This is a genomic window from Streptomyces sp. NPDC057287 (genome assembly GCF_042667905.1).
Taxonomy (GTDB): Bacteria; Actinomycetota; Actinomycetes; order Streptomycetales; family Streptomycetaceae; genus Streptomyces.
The window spans coordinates 94769-114313 of record NZ_JBHUYV010000020.1 but is presented as its reverse complement, the minus strand read 5'-3'; the positions used below and the strand labels follow the sequence as shown (position 1 = coordinate 114313).

The window sequence follows — 19545 nt, the reverse complement described above, 5'->3', positions numbered from 1 at the left end:
GATCCCAGTCTCGGTGGCGGACCCGAAGAGCAGCCCGGTCGGCACGCCGGTGCCGGCGGGCGAGTGGACTCCGCCCTTGTTCACCCACCGGCGGGCACGCGTGCCCGTACCGGGAGCGTGGGCCGTGAGGAGCGGGGGCACTGCCGGCGCGGGAGGGAGCGAGGGCCCTGCCGGCGCCCGTTCCCGGCCTGCTCCGAATCAGGTGGCGGTTCGCAGGGTGAACGGCGCTCCGCGCGGTGAGGATGAAGGCATGGGATTCCATGTCGATTCCGAGGCCGGGCGGCTGCGCCGCGTCATCCTGCACCGCCCCGATCTGGAGCTGAAGCGGCTCACCCCCGGCAACAAGGACGCTCTCCTCTTCGACGACGTGCTGTGGGTCCGCCGCGCGAGGGAGGAGCACGACGGTTTCGCCGATGTGCTGCGCGACCGGGGGGTGGAGGTCCATCTCTTCGGCGACCTGCTCCGGGAGTCCCTCGACATCCCGGTGGCGAGGCGGCTCGTCCTCGACCGGGTGTTCGCGGAGAAGGAGTACGGCCCGCTCGCCACCGAGCATCTGCGCACCGCCTTCGAGGAGCTGCCCGCCGCGGAGCTGACCGAGGCCCTCGTCGGCGGGATGACGAAGCGGGAGTTCCTGGAGCGGCACGCGGAGCCGACCTCCGTGCGCTTCCACGTCATGGATCTGGACGACTTCCTGCTCAGTCCCCTGCCCAACCACATCTTCACCCGCGACACCTCCGCCTGGATCTACGACGGCGTGTCCATCAACGCGATGCGCTGGCCGGCACGACAGCGCGAGACCGTGCACTTCGAGGCGATCTACCGGCACCATCCCCTGTTCACCGGACCCGAGGCCGGCGTCTTCCACCACTGGTCGGAGGGCCAGGACGACTATCCGTCGACCATCGAGGGCGGCGACGTCCTCGTCATCGGCCGGGGGGCCGTCCTGATCGGAATGAGTGAGCGCACCACCCCGCAGGCCGTGGAGATGCTGGCCAGGGGGCTCTTCGACGCGGGGTCGGCCCGGACGATCGTGGCGCTGGACATGCCCAAGCGCCGGGCGTTCATGCACCTCGACACGGTGATGACGATGATCGACGGTGACACCTTCACCAAGTACGCCGGGCTCGGGATGCTCCGCTCCTACACGATCGAGCCCGGCAGCGGCCCACGTGAGCTGAAGGTCACCGATCACCCGCCCGAGCACATGCACCGGGCCATCGCCGCCGCGCTCGGCCTGGACTCGATCCGGGTGCTCACCGCCACCCAGGACGTGCACGCGGCCCAGCGGGAGCAGTGGGACGACGGCTGCAACGTGCTGGCCGTGGAGCCCGGTGTCGTCGTCGCGTACGAGCGGAACGCCACCACCAACACGTATCTGCGCAAGGAGGGCATCGAGGTCATCGAGATCCGGGGCAGCGAACTGGGGCGGGGCCGTGGCGGCCCGCGCTGCATGAGCTGCCCCGTGGTGCGTGACCCCGTGTGAGGGACTGCCTGTGAGGGGCCGTGTGACGGGTCTGGGACCGGCGACGGACCTGGGACCGCGCGACGGCCTGGAACGGGGCTGAGGGACAGCGCGACGGAACACACTGTATAGCGATGCGGTGTCTCGTATAGACTTCCAGAATAAGCGCCCCCACGCCCAGTCGGAACCAGGAGCAGTCACCATGGCCATAGACCTCACAGGCCGCCATTTCCTCAAGGAGCTGGACTTCACGGCCGAGGAGTTCCGGGGCCTGATCGCCCTGTCCGCCGAGCTCAAGGCCGACAAGAAGGCGGGCGGTGAGGTGCGACGGCTGTGCGGCAAGAACATCGCCCTGATCTTCGAGAAGACCTCGACGCGTACCCGCTGCGCGTTCGAGGTGGCCGCCGCCGACCAGGGTGCCTCCACGACGTACCTCGACCCCTCCGGCTCGCAGATGGGGCACAAGGAGTCGGTGAAGGACACCGCCCGGGTGCTCGGCCGGATGTTCGACGCCATCGAGTACCGGGGTGACAGCCAGCAGGCGGTCGAGGAGCTGGCGGCCTACGGCGGTGTGCCGGTCTTCAACGGGCTGACCGACGACTGGCACCCCACCCAGATGCTCGCCGACGTCCTCACGATGACCGAGCACAGTGCGAAGCCCCTGGAGGAGATCTCCTTCGCCTACCTCGGCGACGCCCGCTTCAACATGGGCAACTCCTACCTGATCACCGGAGCCCTGCTCGGCATGGACGTCCGGATCGTCGCACCCGCCGCCTACTGGCCGGCGCGGGAGATCGTGGACCGGGCCCACAAGCTGGCCGAGTCCAGCGGGGCGCGCATCACCCTGACCGAGGACGTGGCCGAGGGCGTCCGGGGGGCCGACTTCGTCGTCACCGACGTCTGGGTCTCCATGGGCGAGCCCGTCGAGGTCTGGGACGAGCGCATCACCGCCCTCGCGCCGTACGCCGTGACCATGGACGTGCTCCGGGCCACGGGCAACGACGAGGTGAAGTTCATGCACTGTCTCCCGGCCTACCACGACCTCGGCACGAAGGTGGGCAGGAGGATCCACGAACGGCACGGCCTCTCGGAGCTGGAGGTCACCGACGAGGTCTTCGAGTCCTCCCACTCGGTCGTCTTCGACGAGGCCGAGAACCGGATGCACACGATCAAGGCCGTTCTCGTCGCGACGCTGGCGGGCGACGGGCAGAGCGCATGAACATGCACCCGATTGGGTGAAGATGCGCACAAGTGGCTACGATGGTGCTACTTGGTGGGGTTCGGGCTCGCACGCCCGAACCCCTTTCTCATGGGCCCGGTCCGGAGCGCATGGCCAGGTGAGAGCCTCCCCACGGGCTCGGTCCCCCGCACCACCAGAGAAGAGACCCGTCCCCCATGAGTCCCGCCTCCCCCACCCGGAACAGCCCTGCGCGCAGGTCCGGGGCGCGCATCAAGAGCCCCGATCTGCTGCTCGCCGAGTCCGGCGCCGACCTGGAGGGCCACGGTCTGCGGCGCAGCATGGGGCTGTTCCAGCTCGTCTGCTTCGGCGTCGGGGCGATCGTCGGCACCGGGATCTTCGTCGGGCTGTCCGACAGCGTCGCCGAGGCGGGCCCCGCCGTGGTGGTCTCATTCGCCCTCGCCGCCCTGACCTGCATCTTCACCGCCTTCTCGTTCGCCGAGCTCGGCGGGGCGATCCCGGTGTCCGGCAGCTCCTACTCCTTCGCCTACGCCACCCTCGGGGAACGCGTCGCGTTCCTGGTCGGCTGGTGCCTGCTGCTGGAGTACGGCGTCTCGGTCTCGGCGGTCGCGGTCGGCTGGAGCCAGTACGTCAACGAACTGCTCGACAGCCTGATCGGCTGGAGCCTTCCCGAGGCGCTCTCCTCAGGTCCCGGCGACGGCGGAGTGATCAACCTGCCGGCGGTCGTCGTGGTCATGATGGCGGCCACCCTGCTGGTGCGCGGCATCCGGGAGAGCGCGGGGGCCACGGCGGCGATGGCGGTGCTGAAGATCGGCATCCTCATCGCGTTCTGCGCGATCGCCTTCACCGCGTTCGAGGACGGGCACCTCTCGCCCTTCGCCCCCCAGGGCATGGCAGGGATCACCGCCGGGGCGTCGGTGGCGTTCTTCTCGTACATCGGCTTCGACGCCATCACCACCGCCGGTGAAGAGGTCAAGAACCCCCGCCGGAACATCCCGATCGCGATCATGGTCTGCATCGGCGTGGTCACGCTGCTCTACTGCGCCGTCGCCCTCGGCGCCATCGGAGCGCTGGGCGCGGACGCCGTGGGCGACAAGCCGGCCGCGCTCTCGCTGGTCGTCGACAAGGTCACCGAATCGAGTGTGGGTGGCGGGATCATCGCCTTCGGCGCCGTGGTCGCCATCGCGTCGGTCGTCCTCGCGGTGATGTACGGCCAGACCCGGATCCTGATGTCCATGTCCCGTGACGGTCTGGTCCCGCGCGTCTTCGAGCGGGTGTCGCCGAAGACGCGCACGCCGGTCGCCAACACCTGGATCGTGGCGGTCGTCTTCGCGGTCCCGGCCGCGTTCTCCTCCCTCGACGTCGTCGTGAACCTGACGACCATCGGCACGCTCGCGACCATGGCCGTGGTCAACGTCGCCGTCATCACGCTGCGTCGCCGCAACCCGGAGCTGAAGCGCTCCTTCCGGGTGCCGCTCTATCCGCTGAGCCCGATCCTGGGCGTCGGCTTCTGCCTGTACCTGATGTACGGCACGGGCTGGACGACCTGGGTGCAGTTCGTCGTCTTCCTCGCCGCGGGCGCCCTCGTGTACGCGGGGTACAGCCGCAGCCGCTCCCGGCTCGTCAGCCCCGGGGCGCCGGGGGACCGGGCGGCGTCGTAGCCGACCGGAGGGTGAACCACACCGCCTTGCCGTGCTCGGTGGGGCGGTGGCCGCAGGCGGAGCTGAGGGTGCGGATCAGGAGCAGCCCCCGCCCGTGCTCCTGCCACGGGTCCGGCGCACTGCCGGGCAGCAGGCGGGACAGGTCTCCGGGCGGGCCCGGATCGTGGTCGTGGACCTCCACCTGGCATCCGGACGCCAGCAGCTCGACCACCAGCTCGATGGGGCCCGAGCCGTCGGTGTGCTCCACGGCGTTGGCGACCAGTTCGGCGGTCAGCAGCTCGGCGGTGTCGCTGTCCGCGGGCGCGTCGAGGTCCGCCAGCGCCGTACGGACGAGGGCGCGGGCGATCGGCACGGCTGCCGTCGAGTGCGGCAGTGCGATGCGCCAGGAGCGGGGTGGGGGTGCGGAGACGTCGGGCGGCAAGGCGGGATTTTCCGTTCGGGAGCGAGACTTCCGGCAGGGACTTCCGGCAGGGACTTCCGCCCCGGGCTGCTGGGTCCGGGGCCGCGTCCTCCGGCGCCGGAGGGTACGGATTTCTGTACCAGGACTTCCTGCGCTCAACCATACGAAGCGCGACGCCGCAGACATAGGGGCTGCCGACCGGTACAAAGGGGACCTTCGCCACAGTGGCCCCGACCGTGCTATCGCGTACTCATGACGGAAGTCATGGATGAGTGATAACTTCGGAAGCGCACAAGCAGCAGCCCGACGGCTGGAGGGGACCCTTCCATGAGCCCGTTCACCGGCTCCGCCGCGCGCACGGAGCGCTGGCAGCATCTGCGCCTGACGGTCCAGGGCGGTGTGGCGACCGTCACGCTCGCCCGTCCCGAGAAGATCAACGCGCTCACCTTCGGCGCCTACGCCGATCTGCGCGACCTCCTCGCCGAGCTCTCCCGCGAACGCTCCGTGAGGGCCCTCGTGCTCGCCGGTGAGGGGTGCGGGTTCTGCTCCGGCGGTGACGTCGACGAGATCATCGGTGCCACGCTCGCCATGGACACCGCGCAGCTCCTGGACTTCAACCGGATGACCGGACAGGTCGTACGGGCCCTCCGGGAGTGCCCCTTCCCCGTCATCGCCGCCGTGCACGGAGTGGCCGCCGGTGCCGGGGCGGTCCTCGCGCTGGCCGCCGACTTCCGGGTCGCCGCCCCCTCCGCGCGCTTCGCCTTCCTCTTCACCGCCGTGGGACTCTCCGGCGGCGACATGGGCGCCGCCTACCTCCTGCCCCGGGTCGTCGGCCTCGGCCACGCCACCCGGATCCTGATGCTCGGCGAACCTGTCCGCGCACCCGAGGCCGAGCGCATCGGGCTGATCAGCGAACTGACCGGCGAAGGGGAGGCCGACACCCGCGCCGCGGCACTGGCCGGACGGCTGGCCGACGGTCCCGCCCTCGCCCTGGCCCAGACGAAGGCGCTGCTCACCGCCGAGCTCGACATGCCGCTCGCCGCTGCCGTGGAGATGGACGCCGCCACCCAGGCCCTGCTGATGAACGGCGAGGACTACGCGGAATTCCACGCCGCCTTCACCGAGAAGCGGCCGCCGAAGTGGCGGGGCAGGTAGCGCGATGTCCTCCTCGGACACGGGGCGGATCGCGGTCATCGGCGGCGGGCCCGGCGGGCTCTACGCCGCCGCCCTCCTCAAGCGGCTGCGCCCCGGCCGCGAGATCACCGTGTGGGAGCGCAACGCGCCCGACGACACCTTCGGCTTCGGTGTGGTCCTCTCCGACGAGACGCTCGGCGGTATCGAGCACGCCGACCCCGTCGTGTACCGGGCGCTCAGTGACGCGTTCGTCCGCTGGGACACCATCGACGTCGTGCACCGGGGTGCGACACAGACCTCCGGGGGGCACGGCTTCGCCGCGCTGGGGCGCCGTACGCTGCTGCGGATCCTGCACGAGCGCTGCGCCTCCCTCGGCGTGCGGCTCCGCTTCGGGACCGAGGCGCCGCCCGCCGCCGAGCTCGCGGCCACCCACGACCTGGTCATCGCCGCCGACGGGGTGCGCAGCGCCACCCGCGAGGCCCACGCCCGTCACTTCCGCCCCACCGTCACCGACCACCGCAACCGCTACATCTGGCTCGCGGCCGACTTCGCGTTCGACGCCTTCCGCTTCGAGATCGCCGAGACGGAGTACGGCGTGATGCAGCTGCACGCCTATCCCTTCTCAGCCGCCGCCTCCACTGTCATCGTCGAGATGCGCGAGGAGGTCTGGCGGGCCGCGGGACTCGACACCTGCGATACGGCCCGGTCGGCCGAACACTGCGCCAAGGTCTTCGCCGAAGCGCTCGACGGCCGGCCGCTCCGGTCCAACAGGTCCTCCTGGCTCACCTTCGCCACCGTCACCAACGCGCACTGGTCGCACGGCAGGACGGTCCTCATCGGCGACGCCGCCCACACCGCCCACTTCTCCATCGGCTCCGGCACCAAGCTCGCCGTCGAGGACGCCCTGGCCCTGGCCGCCTGCATCGAGGAACAGCCCGACCTGCCCACCGCCCTCGCCGCGTACGAGGCCGAGCGCCGACCCGTCGTCCTGTCCACGCAGCGGGCCGCCGCGGCCAGCCTGCGCTGGTTCGAGGAACTCCCGCAGTACGTCGACCAGCCCCCGAAGCGGTTCGCCTTCAACCTCCTCACCCGCAGCCGCCGCGTCACCCACGACAACCTGCGGCTGCGCGACCCCGGCTTCACGGCGGCGGTCGAGGAGGAGTTCGGCTGCCCGCCGGGGACCCCGCCGATGTTCACCCCGCTGCGGCTGCGCGGCCTCGAACTCCGCAACCGTGTCGTCGTCTCGCCCATGGACATGTACTCCGCCGCCGACGGGACGCCCGGCGACTTCCACCTCGTCCACCTCGGCGCCCGTGCGCTCGGCGGCGCGGGCCTCGTCATGACCGAGATGGTCTGCGTCGGCCCCGAGGGCCGCATCACGCCCGGCTGCACAGGCCTCTGGAGCGACGAACAGGCCGAGGCCTGGACCAGGATCACCGGCTTCGTCCACGACGCCGCACCCGGGGCCGCCATCGGTGTCCAACTCGGCCACTCCGGCCGCAAGGGCTCCACCCGGCTGATGTGGGAGGGGATCGACCAGCCGCTGGGCGACGGCGACTGGCCGCTCATCGCCGCCTCGCCCGTCCCGTACGCCCGGGGGGTCAGCCAGATCCCGCGGGAACTGGACCGGGCCGGGATGGACAGGGTCAGGGACCGGTTCACCGAGGCAGCCCGGCGGGCGGCCCGCTGCGGATTCGACCTGCTCGAACTGCACTGCGCCCACGGCTATCTGCTCTCCGGCTTCCTCTCCCCGCTCACCAACCTGCGCGGCGACGCCTACGGCGGGCCCGTGGAGAACCGGCTCCGCTTCCCCCTGGAGGTCTTCGACGCCGTCCGCGCCGCATGGCCCGAGGACCGGCCCATGACCGTACGGATCTCCGCCACCGACTGGGCGCGGGGCGGCACGAGCGACGAGGATGCCCTGACGGTCGCGGACGCGTTCGCCGCCCACGGTGCGGACGCCATCGACGTCTCCACCGGTCAGGTGGTCCCGGAGGAACGCCCCGCGTACGGCCGCTCGTACCAGACCCCGTACGCCGACCGGATCCGCAACACCCTGGGCGTGCCCGTCATCGCCGTCGGCGCCATCTCGTCCTGGGACGACGTGAACTCGCTGCTGCTCGCGGGCCGCGCCGACCTCTGCGCCCTGGCCCGTCCCCACCTCCACGACCCGCACTGGACGCTCCACGCGGCGGCCGAGCAGGGCTACGCCGGGCCTGGGGTCTCCTGGCCGCTCCCGTACCGCGCGGGCAGCCGCCCGCCGCCGACGGGCCGCACCGACGCCCCGAAGCCCCGGCTCACACTGGGCTGAGCGTCAGGCACTCGTGGCACCGGCAGGGGACCGGGTGCGCGGTGGCCCAGTCGGTGGTGCGGTACTCGACGGCCAGCTTCTCCAGGCGGACGGCGAGTTCCTCGGCGTCCGCACGGGTCGTCCAGCAGCCGCCCACGTCCGCCTCCTCGCACAGCCGCAGCACGGTCGGGCTGTGGACCGGCACGGCCCGGAACGTGTGCAGATTGCGCGTCGCCATGTCGAGCGTGATGTACGTGCCGGTGTGGCGCCCGCGCCCGATCGTGGTCAGGTGCTCGTGGGCCGAACCGGCGTAACTCTCGATCACGTACACCTTGGAGCCGCCCCGGTAGGACTTGGTGCCGGGCCGCAGCTCCTGGCCGCCCTCGCCGTAGCGCCGCCACCGCACGACGTTCGCGGCGATCAGCCAGCTCTGCTCCGCCGGATTCTCCCCGGTTCCGGAGCTCACTCCGGCTCCGCGGTGATCAGCAGGCGGTCGGAGACGGCCTCGTAGCCGATGCGCCGGTAGACGCCGTTGCTCGTCGGATTCGCGAGATCCGTGAAGAGCAGCACCTCCCGGGCGCCCTCCTCCCGTGCGACGCGGCTCGCCTCCGCCGTCACCGCCGCCGCGTATCCGCGGCCCCGGTGCTCCGGTGGTGTGTAGACGTTCGCCACGCGCACCGTGCCCGCGATCCGGCGCGAGACGCCCGCCATCGAGACCGGAGCGCCGTCCGTCTCCCAGAGCGTCAGGCCGCCGTGAGCCGTGCGGTCGTCCACGATCCGCTCCGCGCGAGCGGCCGACTGGCCGGTCTCCCGGCCGAACGCCTTCACCCACTCCACGAGCACCGCGCGGTCGGCGGTGGTGGCGGCCCGGGGGGCTCCGGCCGGCGCGGGGGAGGGCGGCAGCAGCGTGCCCAGCCGGTAGAGCCGGTGCTCCTCGTCGACCCGGTGGCGGGGCCAGCGGGCGGCGAGGACGCGAGCGCTGTCGCGGTCCGCGTTGACGCCCGGCAGCGGCAGCGCGTCGGCCAGCGCGTCGACCGCCTCGGCGGAAGCCGTGCCCAGGAGCGGCGGGAAGGGCGGCGTGCGCACCAGCGCGCCGGCCACCTCGCCGTCCGCCCCGCGCCACCAGCCCAGCACCGGCGGCTCCGGTCCGTAGGCCTGCGGCCCGTTGTCCCGCAGGGTGGCGGTGACCGTCAGCAGCAGGGTGTTCGCGGCGGGCCGGGCGGCCAGGGACGCTCCCGCCGCGTCCAGGAAGGCTTCCACGTCATCGGTGAAGGTCCAGGTCATGCTCCATCCTGGCGGGTCACCCGGCCCCGGGTCATCCCGATTTCGGCCCCCGGATCAGGTGCTGTCCCGGACGAACAGGGCACCCGCGTCCCGCAGTCGGGCGTGGAGCAGCCCGAACACCTCCGCCGAGCGGCCTCCCGGCCAGTCCTTCGGCAGCAGCTCGCCGGGCAGGCCCGGGTCCGCGTACGGCAGCCGCCGCCAGGAGTCCAGCGCGCGGAGGTAGTCGCGGTAGGCCTCCTCGGGCTCGTGGTCCGCGCCGTCCGGCCGCGCCTCCCAGGACCGCAGCACCGGCTCCTGCTGTGCCAGGAAATCGAGGTGCAGCCGGGCGATCGCCTCCAGGTCCCACCAGCGCGCCACCGCCTCCGCCGTGGCGGCGAATCCGAGGTGTTCACCGCGGAACAGGTCGACGTAGGGCGCGAGTTCGAGGCGCTCCAGCGTGTGCCGCGTCTCCTCGTACAGACCGGCGGGCGCGATCCAGACCCCGGGCGCCGCCGTGCCGAAGCCGAGCCGCGCGAGACGGGAGCGCAGCAGGTGGCGCTTGTGGCGTTCGGCCTCCGGCACGGAGAACACGGCGAGCACCCAGCCGTCCCCCGGCCGGGGCTCCGGACGCCGGTAGATCCGCCGGTCGCCGTCGTCCAGCAGCTGACGGGCGTCGGCCGACAGGGCGTACCCGGCCGCCCCGTCCGCCGTACGGCCGGGGAGCAGCAGGCCGCGACGCTTGAGCCGGGAGACGGACGAGCGCACCGACGGGGCGTCGACCCCGACCGCGTGCAGGAGCCGGATCAGCTCGGACACCGCCAGCGGGGCGTCGCCGGGGCGACGGCCGTAGGCGCCGTACAGGCTGACGATCAGGGAACGGGGAGTGTGCTCGGCCACGGGATCACTCTAGAGCGGCGGCGCCGCGCAGCAGGAAGCGCTGGAGTTTTCCGGTCGCGGTCCGGGGGAGCGCGGGCAGGAACTCGATGGCGCGCGGGCACTTGTGCGGGGCCAGTTCGGACTTCATGTGTGTGCGAAGCTCTTCGGCCGAGAGCCGTGCGCCCTCGCGCGGGACGACGTACGCGGCCACGATCTGCCCGCGCAGTTCGTCCGCCCGGCCCACCACGGCTGCCTCCGCCACGTCGGGGTGGCGCAGGAGGGCCTCCTCGACCTCGGGACCCGCGATGTTGTACCCGGCGGAGATGATCATGTCGTCGGCCCTGGCGACGTAGCGGAAGTATCCGTCGGGCTCGCGGACGTAGGTGTCGCCCGTGATGTTCCAGCCGTGGCGTACGTACACCCGCTGCCGCTCGTCGGCGAGATACCGGCAGCCGACCGGACCGCGCACCGCGAGCAGGCCGGGTTCGCCGTCGGGCAGTTCCTCGCCGTCCTCGTCCACCACGCGCGCCCGCCAGCCCGGCACGGGAACACCGGTGGTGCCCGGCCGGACGGCCTCGTCGGCCGCGGAGATGAAGATGTGCAGCAGCTCGGTCGCCCCGATGCCGTTGATGATGCGCAGCCCCGTCCGCTCGTACCAGGACCGCCAGGTCGCCGCGGGGAGGTTCTCCCCGGCGGAGACGCAGCGGCGCAGCGCGGAGAGGTCGTGGCCGTCGAGCGAGTCGAGCATCACGCGGTACGCGGTCGGCGCGGTGAACAGCACCGACACCCGGTGGGCGGCGAGTGCGGGCAGGAGCTGCTTGGGGCCGGCCTGTTCCAGCAGCAGGGCCGAGGCTCCGACGCGCAGGGGGAAGACGACCAGCCCGCCGAGCCCGAAGGTGAAGCCGAGCGGCGGACTGCCCGTGAACACGTCGTCGGGCTCCGGCCGCAGGACGTGGCGGGCGAAGGTGTCCGCGACGGCCAGCACGTCGCGGTGGGCGTGCATGCAGCCCTTGGGCCGTCCGGTGGTCCCCGAGGTGAACGCGATGAGCGCGATGTCGTCGGCGGCGGTGTCCACCGCCCGGTAGGGCCCGGGCCTGGCCGCCGCGAGCCCGGTCAGATCGCCGGGGGAGCCGCCCCCGTACGTCGTGATGCGCAGTCCGGGCACGGCGGCCGCGGCCAGGTCGTCGACCGACCTGATGTCGCAGAGGGCGTGACCGACACGGGCGATGGAGCAGATCGTGGCGAGTTCCGACGCCCGCTGCTGTGCCAGGACCGTCACGGCGACCGCCCCCGCCTTCATCACGGCGAGCCAGCAGGCCGCGAGCCAGGGCGTGGTGGGGCCGCGCAGCAGCACGCGGTTGCCGGGGACGACGCCCAGGTCGTGGTGGAGCACCTGGGCGATCCGGTCCACGCGGTCCAGCAGCTCGCCGTAGCTCCACACGCCCCCGTCGCCGCTCCGGAAGGCCGGGCGGTCGGGGCCGAAGCGGCCGGTGGTGCGGTCCAGCAGCTCGTACCCGCAGTTGAGCCGGTCCGGGTAGGCCAGTTCGGGGAGGTCGAAGACCAGCTCGGGCCGGTCCTCGGCGGGTGGGAGATGGTCGCGCGCGAAGGTGTCGGTGTGCGCGCTCGCGGTACCTGACTGCTTCATGAAGCATCGCCCCCTTGTCGCCCTCGGAGCGTATCGTTTGGGTGACGGTAGTCAACGGTCCGCGATAAGTCGTGACAAGAGAGGCGCCGGTATGACGGCATTCTCCCTCGATCCCGGTCAAACCGCCTGGTGCGACGAGCTGTACGCCCTCGCCCGTGACGAGCTGCGGCCTCTCGCCGAGAAGGGTGAGCCCGGCCGTGTCAACCGCCCGCTCGTCGCCGCGCTCGGCGGGCTGGGGCTCCTGGACCGGCTCCTCGGCTCGGGTGCGCTCGACCTCTGCCTGCTGCGCGAATCGCTGGCACGGGGCTGCACCGAGGCGGAGACCGCGCTCGCACTCCAGGGCCTCGGCGCCGGGCCGGTCCGGCAGGCGGGCACCGAGGCCCAGCGCGCACGCTGGCTCCCCGAGGTGCGTGCGGGCCGCGCCGTCGCCGCCTTCGCGCTCAGCGAGCCGGGAGCCGGGTCCGACGCGGCGGCTCTCGCCCTCGCCGCCCGGCCGGCCCCCGGCGGCGGCTGGCGGCTCACCGGCGAGAAGTGCTGGATCTCCAACGCCCCCGAGGCCGACTTCTACACCGTCTTCGCCCGGACGGGCGAAGGGGCGGGGGCCCGTGGTGTCACCGCGTTCCTCGTCCCCGCGGACCGCCCCGGACTCATCGGGACGGCCCTGGACATGCTCTCGCCGCACCCCATCGGTGCGCTGGACCTCGACGCCGTACCGGTGACCGCCGAGGACGTGCTCGGGGAGCCGGGCCGGGGGTTCCGGGTCGCCATGGACACCCTGAACCTCTTCCGGCCCAGCGTCGGGGCGTTCGCCGTCGGCATGGCGCGCGCCGCCCTCGACGCCACCCTGGAGCACACGGCGCACCGCACCGCCTTCGGCGCCCCGCTCAAGGACCTGCAGGCCGTCTCGCACCAGGTCGCCGAGATGGCCACCCGCACCGAGGCCGCCCGGCTGCTGGTCCTCGCGGCCGCCGCCGCCCACGACGCGGGCGAGCCGGGGGTGCCCCGGCGCGCCGCCATGGCCAAGCTGTACGCGACCGAGACCGCCCAGTACGTCGTCGACGCGGCGGTCCAGCTGCACGGTGCGCGGGCCCTGCGCAGGGGCCATCTGCTCGAACACCTCTACCGGGAGGTCCGCGCGCCCCGGATCTACGAGGGCGCCACCGAGGTGCAGCGCACCATCATCGCCAGGGAGCTGTACGCGACACAGGAGACGCCCGCATGAACCCGATCACCCGGATCAACCCCGCGGAACTCGCCCCGCCCAGCGGCTTCTCGCACGCCGTCACGGCGACCGGCGGCACGCTGGTCCTCCTGGCCGGCCAGACGGCTCTGGACGGCGACGGCAAGGTCGTCGGCACCACCCTGCCGGAGCAGTTCGAGACGGCCCTGGGGAATCTGCTCACCGCCCTGCGCGCGGCGGGCGGCGCCCCGACCGCCCTGGCCAGGGTCACCGTCTACGCCACCGACGTCGCCGACTACCGGGCCCATGCCGGCGAACTGGGCGCCATCTGGCGGAGGCTGGCGGGCCGTGAGTACCCGGCCATGGCGGTCATCGGCACGGTCAGGCTCTGGGACGAACAGGCCCTGGTGGAGCTGGACGGCATCGCCGTCCTGGACTGAGACGTCGGGCGAAGGGGGGCCGCGCCGCCCCCTCGCCCGACGCGGATCAGTAGGGCTTGACCAGGATGTGGGCGGCGCCCGGCATCCCGATCTTCAGCAGCTCGTCCTCCTCGGGCGTCGTGGCACTGCCCGTCTCCTCCTTGAGGAGCGCGCGCGAGAGGTTCTGCACGAACATCGCCCGGGAACGGCGGCGCTCCTCCCAGGCGCGGAGGGCCGCCGCGACGTCGTCCTCCGCGTCCAGCGAGCGGGCCAGGACCAGTGCGTCCTCCACCGCCATCGCCGCGCCCTGCGCGAGGTTCGGGGTGCTCGCGTGGGCGGCGTCACCGGCGATGACGACCCGGCCGACGTGCCAGGGCGCGTCGACCGTGACCTGCGAGATGCGTGAGTAGACGACGTCGTCCGGCGCGGTGACCGTGGCCAGCGCCTCGGCGACCGGCCCGCCGAACGCGGCGAGGCGCTCCGCCAGCTGCTCGTGGGCCCGCGCGGGGTCCGGGCGGAAGTCCGGCTCCTCGGCGGTGACGGCAGCCAGGTACATCAGCTCGTCCGTGATGGGGGTGAGCAGCGCCTTGGTGGACGACCGGCCCGCACTCACCACGACACCCTGCACCTCGGGCAGACGGGGCACAGTGACCCGCCAGTTGGCGAAGCCCGTGTACTCGGGGGTGAAGGCGTCGCCGTACAGCCGGGTCCGCAGCGGCGAGCCGATGCCGTCGAAGCCGACGACGAGGTCCCAGCGGGCGGAGGAACCGTCGGACAGGACCACCTCGGCACCGGAACCGTCGTCGGTCAGCTCGGTGATCGTCACACCGAAGCGGATGGGGACCCCGGCGGCCGCGGTGGCGTCGCCCAGCACCTTCGCCAGGGCGGGGCGCGGTATGCCGTTGGCGGCCGGCGCCTCGTCCATCCGGGGCTGCGGGATCTTGGCGAGCGTGGCGCCGGCCGGGTCGCAGATGGTCAGCACCTCCCACTCGAAGCCGGCCGCCACGCACTTGTCGAGCACGCCGATCTCGCGCATGACGTGCAGCGCGTTGGACGGCTGGATGATGCCGACGCCGAGTGCGTCCAGCTCGTCACGGAGCTCGACGACCTCGACGGTGTGCCCGCTCCGGGCGAGCGCGACGGCAAGGGTGAGGCCGCCGATGCCGCCGCCGTGGACCAGTACACGCAAGGGTTCTGTCATCTCAGATCTCTCCAGGCGAGAAAGAAGGAAGGGAAGCGGGAGGGGGAGCCCCGGGTCAGCCGACCGCCGCGGGCAGGCTCATCAGGTGGTCGACCAGGGCCAGCAGCACATCACGGCCGAAGGGCCGCTCCCGGACGTCACCGATCAGCAGCGGCACGTGCGGATCCAGGTCCAGGGCGGCCCGGATCTCGTCCGTGGTGCGGGTGTTGTGGCCGTGGAAGCAGTTGATCGCCACCACGAAGGGGATGTCCCGGCTCTCGAAGAAGTCGATCGAGGCGAAGCTCGTCTCGAGCCGGCGGGTGTCGGCGATCACCACTCCGCCGAGCGCGCCGTTGACCAGGTCGTTCCACATGAACCAGAAACGTTCCTGGCCGGGCGTCCCGAAGAGGTAGACCACCAGCTCCGGGCTGACCGTGATGCGGCCGAAGTCCAGCGCCACGGTGGTGGTGTTCTTCCGGTCGACGCCCGCGAGGCTGTCGACGCCGATGCTCGCCCGGGTGAGGTACTCCTCGGTGCGCAGGGGGGCCACCTCGCTGACGGCGCCCACCAGGGTGGTCTTTCCGACGCCGAAGCCACCGGCGATCAGGATCTTGACGGCGGCAGGCGCCGTCTGACTGCTTGTCATATCGGTTCAGAGTCTCCGGAGTCCGTCACGTACGGCGGCCAGCAGGCCCATGTCGGCCCCGCCGGACGCCCGGGCCACCGACAGCGGGGCGCGCGCCAGCAGCAGGCCCTGGGTGACCAGATCCGCCAGCAGGATCTTGGTCACCGAGACCGGCAGGTCGAGGCCGGCGGATACCTCGGCGACCGCGGCCGGCCGGCGGCAGCGGTCGAGGATCATGCGGTGCTCCGGCTGGAGCCGGCCCACCCGCAGGGGCGCACCGTGCTCGTCCACCGGCTGTTCGGCGGTGGTGAGCACGGTGATGAGGCTGAAGTCGTCCCGTTCGGGGGCGGTCCGGCCGCGGGTGATCGTGTACGGGCGCACCATCGTGCCCGCGCCGTCCTCCTCGGCTTCCTCGTCGTCCCGGTAAGGGATCACACCCGCTGCCCGTCCCCGGTACCGAAGGCGTCGAAGTCCCCGCGTGCCGGTGCGGTGAGCTTCTGGCCGACCTGCTGCACGAGGTTGTGCATCGCCAGGGACATCACCTCCGCGTCGACCTCCTGGGAGGCGACGACGGCGAGGTGGGTGCCCTGGCCGGCGGTGATGATGAAGAGCCAGAGGTCGGCCAGCTCGACGATCACCTGGTGCACCGAACCGCCGTCGAACAGCTGGCCGACGCCGCGGGCGAGGCTCTGCTGGCCGGTGCATATCGCGGCGAGCCGTTCGGCGTCGGCACGGTCGACGGAGCGAGAGTGGCTCACCACCAGTCCGTCGTCGGACAGCAGCACGGCGTTCAGGGTCTCGGCGACCGAGTCCACCAGACCGTCGAGCAGCCAGTCCAGATCCTGGAGGGTGGCCGTTGTGCGTGTCATGACCGTTCTTCTCTCGTAGGGGAGGGTGCGACGGGTGCGGGGCCCGGCGGCTCCTCCGCCGCCCGTGCCGCGCGCGAGCGCCGCTGGAATGCCCCGATCGCCGCACCGGCCCGTCGGGGGACGGGGCGCAGCAGCGGGTTCTCGTCCCAGCTCGGGGGCTTGGGCGGGGACGTCCGGGCGGCCGGGTTGACCCGGAGCTCGTCCACCAGGCTGGCCTGGCGTACGCGGCGGGGGAGCGGGAGCTCCCCGCCTGTGAGGGCCTGCTGTTCGGCCGGGCCCGGGGGCGCGGCTTCCCGGCCGGCCGCACCGTAGCCGTGCGGGCCGGTGGTGGCGCCCTCCGCCGGGTAGGGCTGAGGACGGCCCGGCCCGGGCGCCGTGTAGGCGTCCCCGGCCGGCTCCGCATAGGTGTGACCCGGCACGGGGTACTGGCCCGCGGCCGTCATGTACGGCTGCTCCTGGCCGGGGTAGGGCTGTTCGGCGCCGGGGTACCGGAGAGCACCCTCGGAGTACGGGTCGCCGTCCTCGGAGTACGGGCCGCCGGCCTCCGCGTACGACTGCTCGGGTCCCGGATACGGGCCGTCGGCGTACGGCTGCCCGGATCCCGGGTACGCGGCGTCGCCGGGGGCGTACGGCTGACCCGGGCCCTGGAACGCGGTGTCGCCGGAGGTGTACGGCTGTTCCGCGTCGGAATACGGGGTGTCGCCCGGGGCGTGGGTCGGGCCGTCCGGCGGGAAGGGCTGTCCGGCCGTCGCGAACGGGTCCCCGGATCCGGCGTACGGCTCCTCGGGGACCGGCGGCTCCCCACCGGCGGGCCGCGACCTGGAGGTGTGGTCGGCGAGGGCCGTGACCCCGGCCATCGCACGCCCCTGCACCCGGGTCGGCAGCGCGCCGGGGGCCGCGGGGGAGTGCTCCACCGCAGGCGCTGGGGCGGCCGACGGCACGCCGGCCGGTTGTGTGCCCGGCTCGGGAACGGTCAGCTCGTCCGGGACCAGGACGACCACGCGGGTGCCGCCGAAGGCGGACGGCCGGAACTCGACCCGCAGCCCGTGCTGGTCCGCGAGGCGTGAGATCACGTAGAGGCCGAGCCGGATGTCCTCCGAGTGGGCCAGCACGTCCATCCGGGGCGGACGGCTCATCAGTTCGTTGGCCTCGGCGAGCTGCTGCTCGTCCATGCCCAGACCGCGGTCCTCGACCTCGATGGCCAGACCCCGGCTCACCTTCGCCGCACGGACCTCGACCGGACTCGGCGGCCGGGAGAAGGTCAGCGCGTTCTCGATCAGCTCCGCCAGGACGTGGGAGACCGGGCCGACGGCCCGCTCGGCCAGCCACGGGGCGCCGTCGAGGTCCAGCACCACCCGGCGGTAGTCCTGCACCTCCCCCTGCGCGGAACGCATGACGTCCAGCAGCGGTACGGGCTTGCGCCAGCGCCGGTGCGGGGAACCGCCCGCGAGGATCACCAGGTTCTCCTCGTAGCGGCGCAGACGTGCCGTCAGGTGGTCGAGGTCGAAGAGACCGTCGAGCACCTCGGGGTCCTCGTGCCTGCGCTCCAGCTCGTCCAGCTTCTTCAGCTGCTGGCCGATCAGCTGCTGCGTACGGCGCGCGATGCGCTGCAGCAGCCGCTCGAAGCCGCGGTGCTGGTCGGCCTGCCTGACGGCGGCCTGCAGCGCGCTGGTGCGGGCCTGGTTGAGCGCGCCGCCGAGCCGTGTGAGCTCGTCGCCGTCCGCGCTCCGGGTGTCGATCGCGCGGGCCTCGGCCTCGACATCGATCTTCTCCCCCCGGGCCAGCCGTTCGACGACCTCCGGCAGGTCCCTCTCCAGCTCCTCGGCCCGCTCCTGGAGCCCGGAGATGCGTCGGCGCAGGTTACGGGTGAGGCGCCAGGTGGTCCAGACGACCGCGACGACGGCGAGCAGACCGATCACCGAGGTGAGGACCATCTTGAGGAGCAGGGACATGACGGTGCCCTTGCCCGTCACCATGACCGCGTCGGTGCGCTTCTCCAGCAGATCGACCAGTTGCGGGGTGACGCCGTCCATGGCCTTGCGCCACTTCTTCTCGTCGGCCTTCAGCTCGACGCGGCCGGACCGGTCGGCGGAGGCGGGACGCAGGATCTGCTCCTCGACCTCCGTCTTGGCCGCCCAGGCGGAACTCCCGGTCAGCTTCTGCCACTGCGCACGCTCGTCCTCGGGGAGGAACGGGACCACTTTCGTCCCGGCCTGGAAGGACTGGCCGGAGACCGCGTTCCGGACCTCCTGGAGGTCCTCCGTGCTCAGCTTGCCGGAGGGCCAGCCGCGGGCGAGGACCGCGTCCGAGCGGGAGATCATCTCCTTGGCCCAGAAGAGGTCCACGAGGGGCTGCCCCAGCGTGGTCACCTCGCCGTTGTCCACATGGCTGAGGGCCGAGAACAGCTCGAGGTCCACGGCGATCAGGCCGGTGTAGTAGTCGTAGACGACCGCCTGCTGGTCGCTGTCGCCCTCGTCGACCAGGGAGCGCTGGGCGGGCAGCCGGCCGATCGCCTCCCGGGCCCTGCCGACGGCGTCCCGCACCTCTTCGGGTGCGTCGTCCGCGCTCACGTCCGAGAGGGACTCGAAGGTGGTGATCGCCTCGTCGGTGAGCGTGCGCTGCTGCTTCAGCGCCGTACCGGAGTCGCCGGGCCGGGCCAGCGCCTCCGCGCTGAGCCGGCGCTCCTCCTGCAGGTTGTAGTACACGATGTTGGACGGTTGGCCCGCTTGTTCGGCCAAGAGTCCCTGGGCTGCCTGGCGTTGGAAGTCCAGGAGTGTCTGGCCACTGGTGACGGCCCACAGGGCTGTCAGTGCGACTCCGGGGACGATCGCCAGTACGAGTAGGGCCGTCCGCAACGACATGGGTGCCGAGTCGGTCCGCCGTGACGCGCGCGTGCGCAGGGGATTCTCCTTGACGATGATGCCAGCCGGTGACTGGTCAAATACGTTGAGAACTTGGACACATGGATATTAGTCACAGTGCAAAAAAGAAGAGAAAGTGGCCTCACATGTGCAACACGGCGCGCCCACATCACGCGCACAGATGTCTGCCGAAGTGTCGGTGATGCCTGCCCTGCCCCGGTAGCGCCCTGCGCGCTCCGGAGTGAGGCTTGAGGTGCACGTATACGTTCTGTGTGGCACCCGGGAGGCGACGGCGATGGCCGGGGAGCCCCCTCCGTGCGGAGCGCGGCCGCACGGAGCCGATCCGGACGCCGCGTACGCGCACGGCGTGCGCAGGTCGTCCGGCGTGAGCAGGTCGTCCGAGGGTGACGGGCTCACGGTGCCCGGAGACGCGCACTGCCTGCCCGCGGACGCGCACTGCCGGCCGCGCGCCGCCGAGGGTG

At 72.3% G+C, this 19545-nt stretch carries 17 protein-coding genes; 7 read left to right on the top strand and 10 right to left on the bottom strand.

Annotated features, from left to right (window positions below):
* The first annotated feature begins 250 nt into the window (after nt 1-250).
* The 3 genes from ACFUNE_RS31070 to ACFUNE_RS31060 all read left to right on the top strand — a co-directional run bounded on the left by ACFUNE_RS31070 (nt 251) and on the right by ACFUNE_RS31060 (nt 4321).
* Nucleotides 251-1483: an arginine deiminase gene (locus ACFUNE_RS31070; RefSeq protein ID WP_383574895.1), complete on the top strand. Its 1233-nt coding sequence runs from the start codon at nt 251-253 to the stop codon at nt 1481-1483.
* Nucleotides 1484-1664: 181 nt separating this feature from the next.
* Nucleotides 1665-2681, top strand: a complete 1017-nt coding sequence (gene argF, locus ACFUNE_RS31065; RefSeq protein ID WP_383574893.1) for an ornithine carbamoyltransferase — start codon at nt 1665-1667, stop codon at nt 2679-2681.
* 176 nt (nt 2682-2857) lie between these two features.
* Nucleotides 2858-4321 (top strand): amino acid permease, encoded by a 1464-nt coding sequence (locus ACFUNE_RS31060; protein ID WP_383574891.1) that lies wholly within the window; start codon nt 2858-2860, stop codon nt 4319-4321.
* On the opposite strand, the gene ACFUNE_RS31055 is transcribed toward ACFUNE_RS31060, so the two are convergent.
* Complete coding sequence (locus tag ACFUNE_RS31055; protein WP_383574889.1) at nt 4284-4742, bottom strand: ATP-binding protein; 459 nt, start codon at nt 4740-4742, stop codon at nt 4284-4286. The two genes, ACFUNE_RS31060 and ACFUNE_RS31055, sit on opposite strands and share 38 nt — an antisense overlap.
* A 306-nt stretch (nt 4743-5048) precedes the next feature.
* Between ACFUNE_RS31055 and ACFUNE_RS31050 the strand changes: the two genes are divergently transcribed.
* Nucleotides 5049-5876 carry an enoyl-CoA hydratase family protein gene (locus tag ACFUNE_RS31050; RefSeq protein WP_383574887.1) on the top strand — a complete coding sequence of 276 codons (828 nt, stop codon included), beginning with the start codon at nt 5049-5051 and terminating at the stop codon, nt 5874-5876.
* A gap of 4 nt (nt 5877-5880) precedes the next feature.
* Nucleotides 5881-8166 carry a bifunctional salicylyl-CoA 5-hydroxylase/oxidoreductase gene (locus ACFUNE_RS31045; RefSeq protein WP_383574885.1) on the top strand — a complete coding sequence of 762 codons (2286 nt, stop codon included), beginning with the start codon at nt 5881-5883 and terminating at the stop codon, nt 8164-8166.
* On the opposite strand, the gene ACFUNE_RS31040 is transcribed toward ACFUNE_RS31045, so the two are convergent.
* From ACFUNE_RS31040 to ACFUNE_RS31025, 4 genes are read right to left on the bottom strand one after another with little or no spacing between them, the layout of a single operon-like run.
* A complete protein-coding gene (locus ACFUNE_RS31040) occupies nt 8153-8611 on the bottom strand; it encodes a hypothetical protein (RefSeq protein WP_383574883.1) in 459 nt (152 codons plus the stop codon). The genes ACFUNE_RS31045 and ACFUNE_RS31040 overlap by 14 nt on opposite strands.
* Nucleotides 8608-9429 carry a GNAT family N-acetyltransferase gene (locus ACFUNE_RS31035; RefSeq protein ID WP_383574881.1) on the bottom strand — a complete coding sequence of 274 codons (822 nt, stop codon included), beginning with the start codon at nt 9427-9429 and terminating at the stop codon, nt 8608-8610. Before ACFUNE_RS31035 ends, ACFUNE_RS31040 begins: the two co-directional genes overlap by 4 nt.
* 54 nt (nt 9430-9483) lie before the next feature.
* Nucleotides 9484-10305, bottom strand: a complete 822-nt coding sequence (locus tag ACFUNE_RS31030; protein ID WP_383574879.1) for a PaaX family transcriptional regulator C-terminal domain-containing protein — start codon at nt 10303-10305, stop codon at nt 9484-9486.
* Nucleotides 10306-10309: 4 nt separating this feature from the next.
* Nucleotides 10310-11929, bottom strand: coding sequence for an AMP-binding protein (locus ACFUNE_RS31025; RefSeq protein WP_383574877.1), 1620 nt, complete (start codon nt 11927-11929; stop codon nt 10310-10312).
* Nucleotides 11930-12020: 91 nt separating this feature from the next.
* Here ACFUNE_RS31025 and ACFUNE_RS31020 point away from each other — a divergent pair, with 91 nt between their 5' ends.
* Nucleotides 12021-13151: an acyl-CoA dehydrogenase family protein gene (locus ACFUNE_RS31020; protein WP_383574875.1), complete on the top strand. Its 1131-nt coding sequence runs from the start codon at nt 12021-12023 to the stop codon at nt 13149-13151.
* The gene (locus tag ACFUNE_RS31015) at nt 13148-13549 is read left to right on the top strand and encodes a RidA family protein (protein WP_383574873.1); all 402 of its coding nucleotides are present in this window, start codon (nt 13148-13150) and stop codon (nt 13547-13549) included. The genes ACFUNE_RS31020 and ACFUNE_RS31015 overlap by 4 nt, the downstream gene beginning before the upstream one ends.
* A 46-nt stretch (nt 13550-13595) precedes the next feature.
* Here ACFUNE_RS31015 and ACFUNE_RS31010 read toward each other — a convergent pair whose 3' ends face one another.
* Genes ACFUNE_RS31010 through ACFUNE_RS30990 form a run of 5 tightly spaced genes read right to left on the bottom strand, consistent with a single transcriptional unit; the run spans nt 13596 to nt 19063 of the window.
* Nucleotides 13596-14729: an FAD-dependent monooxygenase gene (locus ACFUNE_RS31010; RefSeq protein WP_383574871.1), complete on the bottom strand. Its 1134-nt coding sequence runs from the start codon at nt 14727-14729 to the stop codon at nt 13596-13598.
* Nucleotides 14730-14784: 55 nt separating this feature from the next.
* A complete protein-coding gene (locus tag ACFUNE_RS31005) occupies nt 14785-15354 on the bottom strand; it encodes an ATP/GTP-binding protein (protein ID WP_383574869.1) in 570 nt (189 codons plus the stop codon).
* A 6-nt stretch (nt 15355-15360) separates the two neighbouring features.
* A complete protein-coding gene (locus ACFUNE_RS31000) occupies nt 15361-15768 on the bottom strand; it encodes a DUF742 domain-containing protein (protein ID WP_383574867.1) in 408 nt (135 codons plus the stop codon).
* On the bottom strand, nt 15765-16202 hold the full coding sequence (locus ACFUNE_RS30995) for a roadblock/LC7 domain-containing protein (RefSeq protein ID WP_383574865.1): 438 nt from the start codon (nt 16200-16202) through the stop codon (nt 15765-15767). Before ACFUNE_RS30995 ends, ACFUNE_RS31000 begins: the two co-directional genes overlap by 4 nt.
* Nucleotides 16199-19063: a nitrate- and nitrite sensing domain-containing protein gene (locus tag ACFUNE_RS30990; RefSeq protein WP_383574863.1), complete on the bottom strand. Its 2865-nt coding sequence runs from the start codon at nt 19061-19063 to the stop codon at nt 16199-16201. Before ACFUNE_RS30990 ends, ACFUNE_RS30995 begins: the two co-directional genes overlap by 4 nt.
* Between the last annotated feature and the right edge of the window lie 482 nt (nt 19064-19545).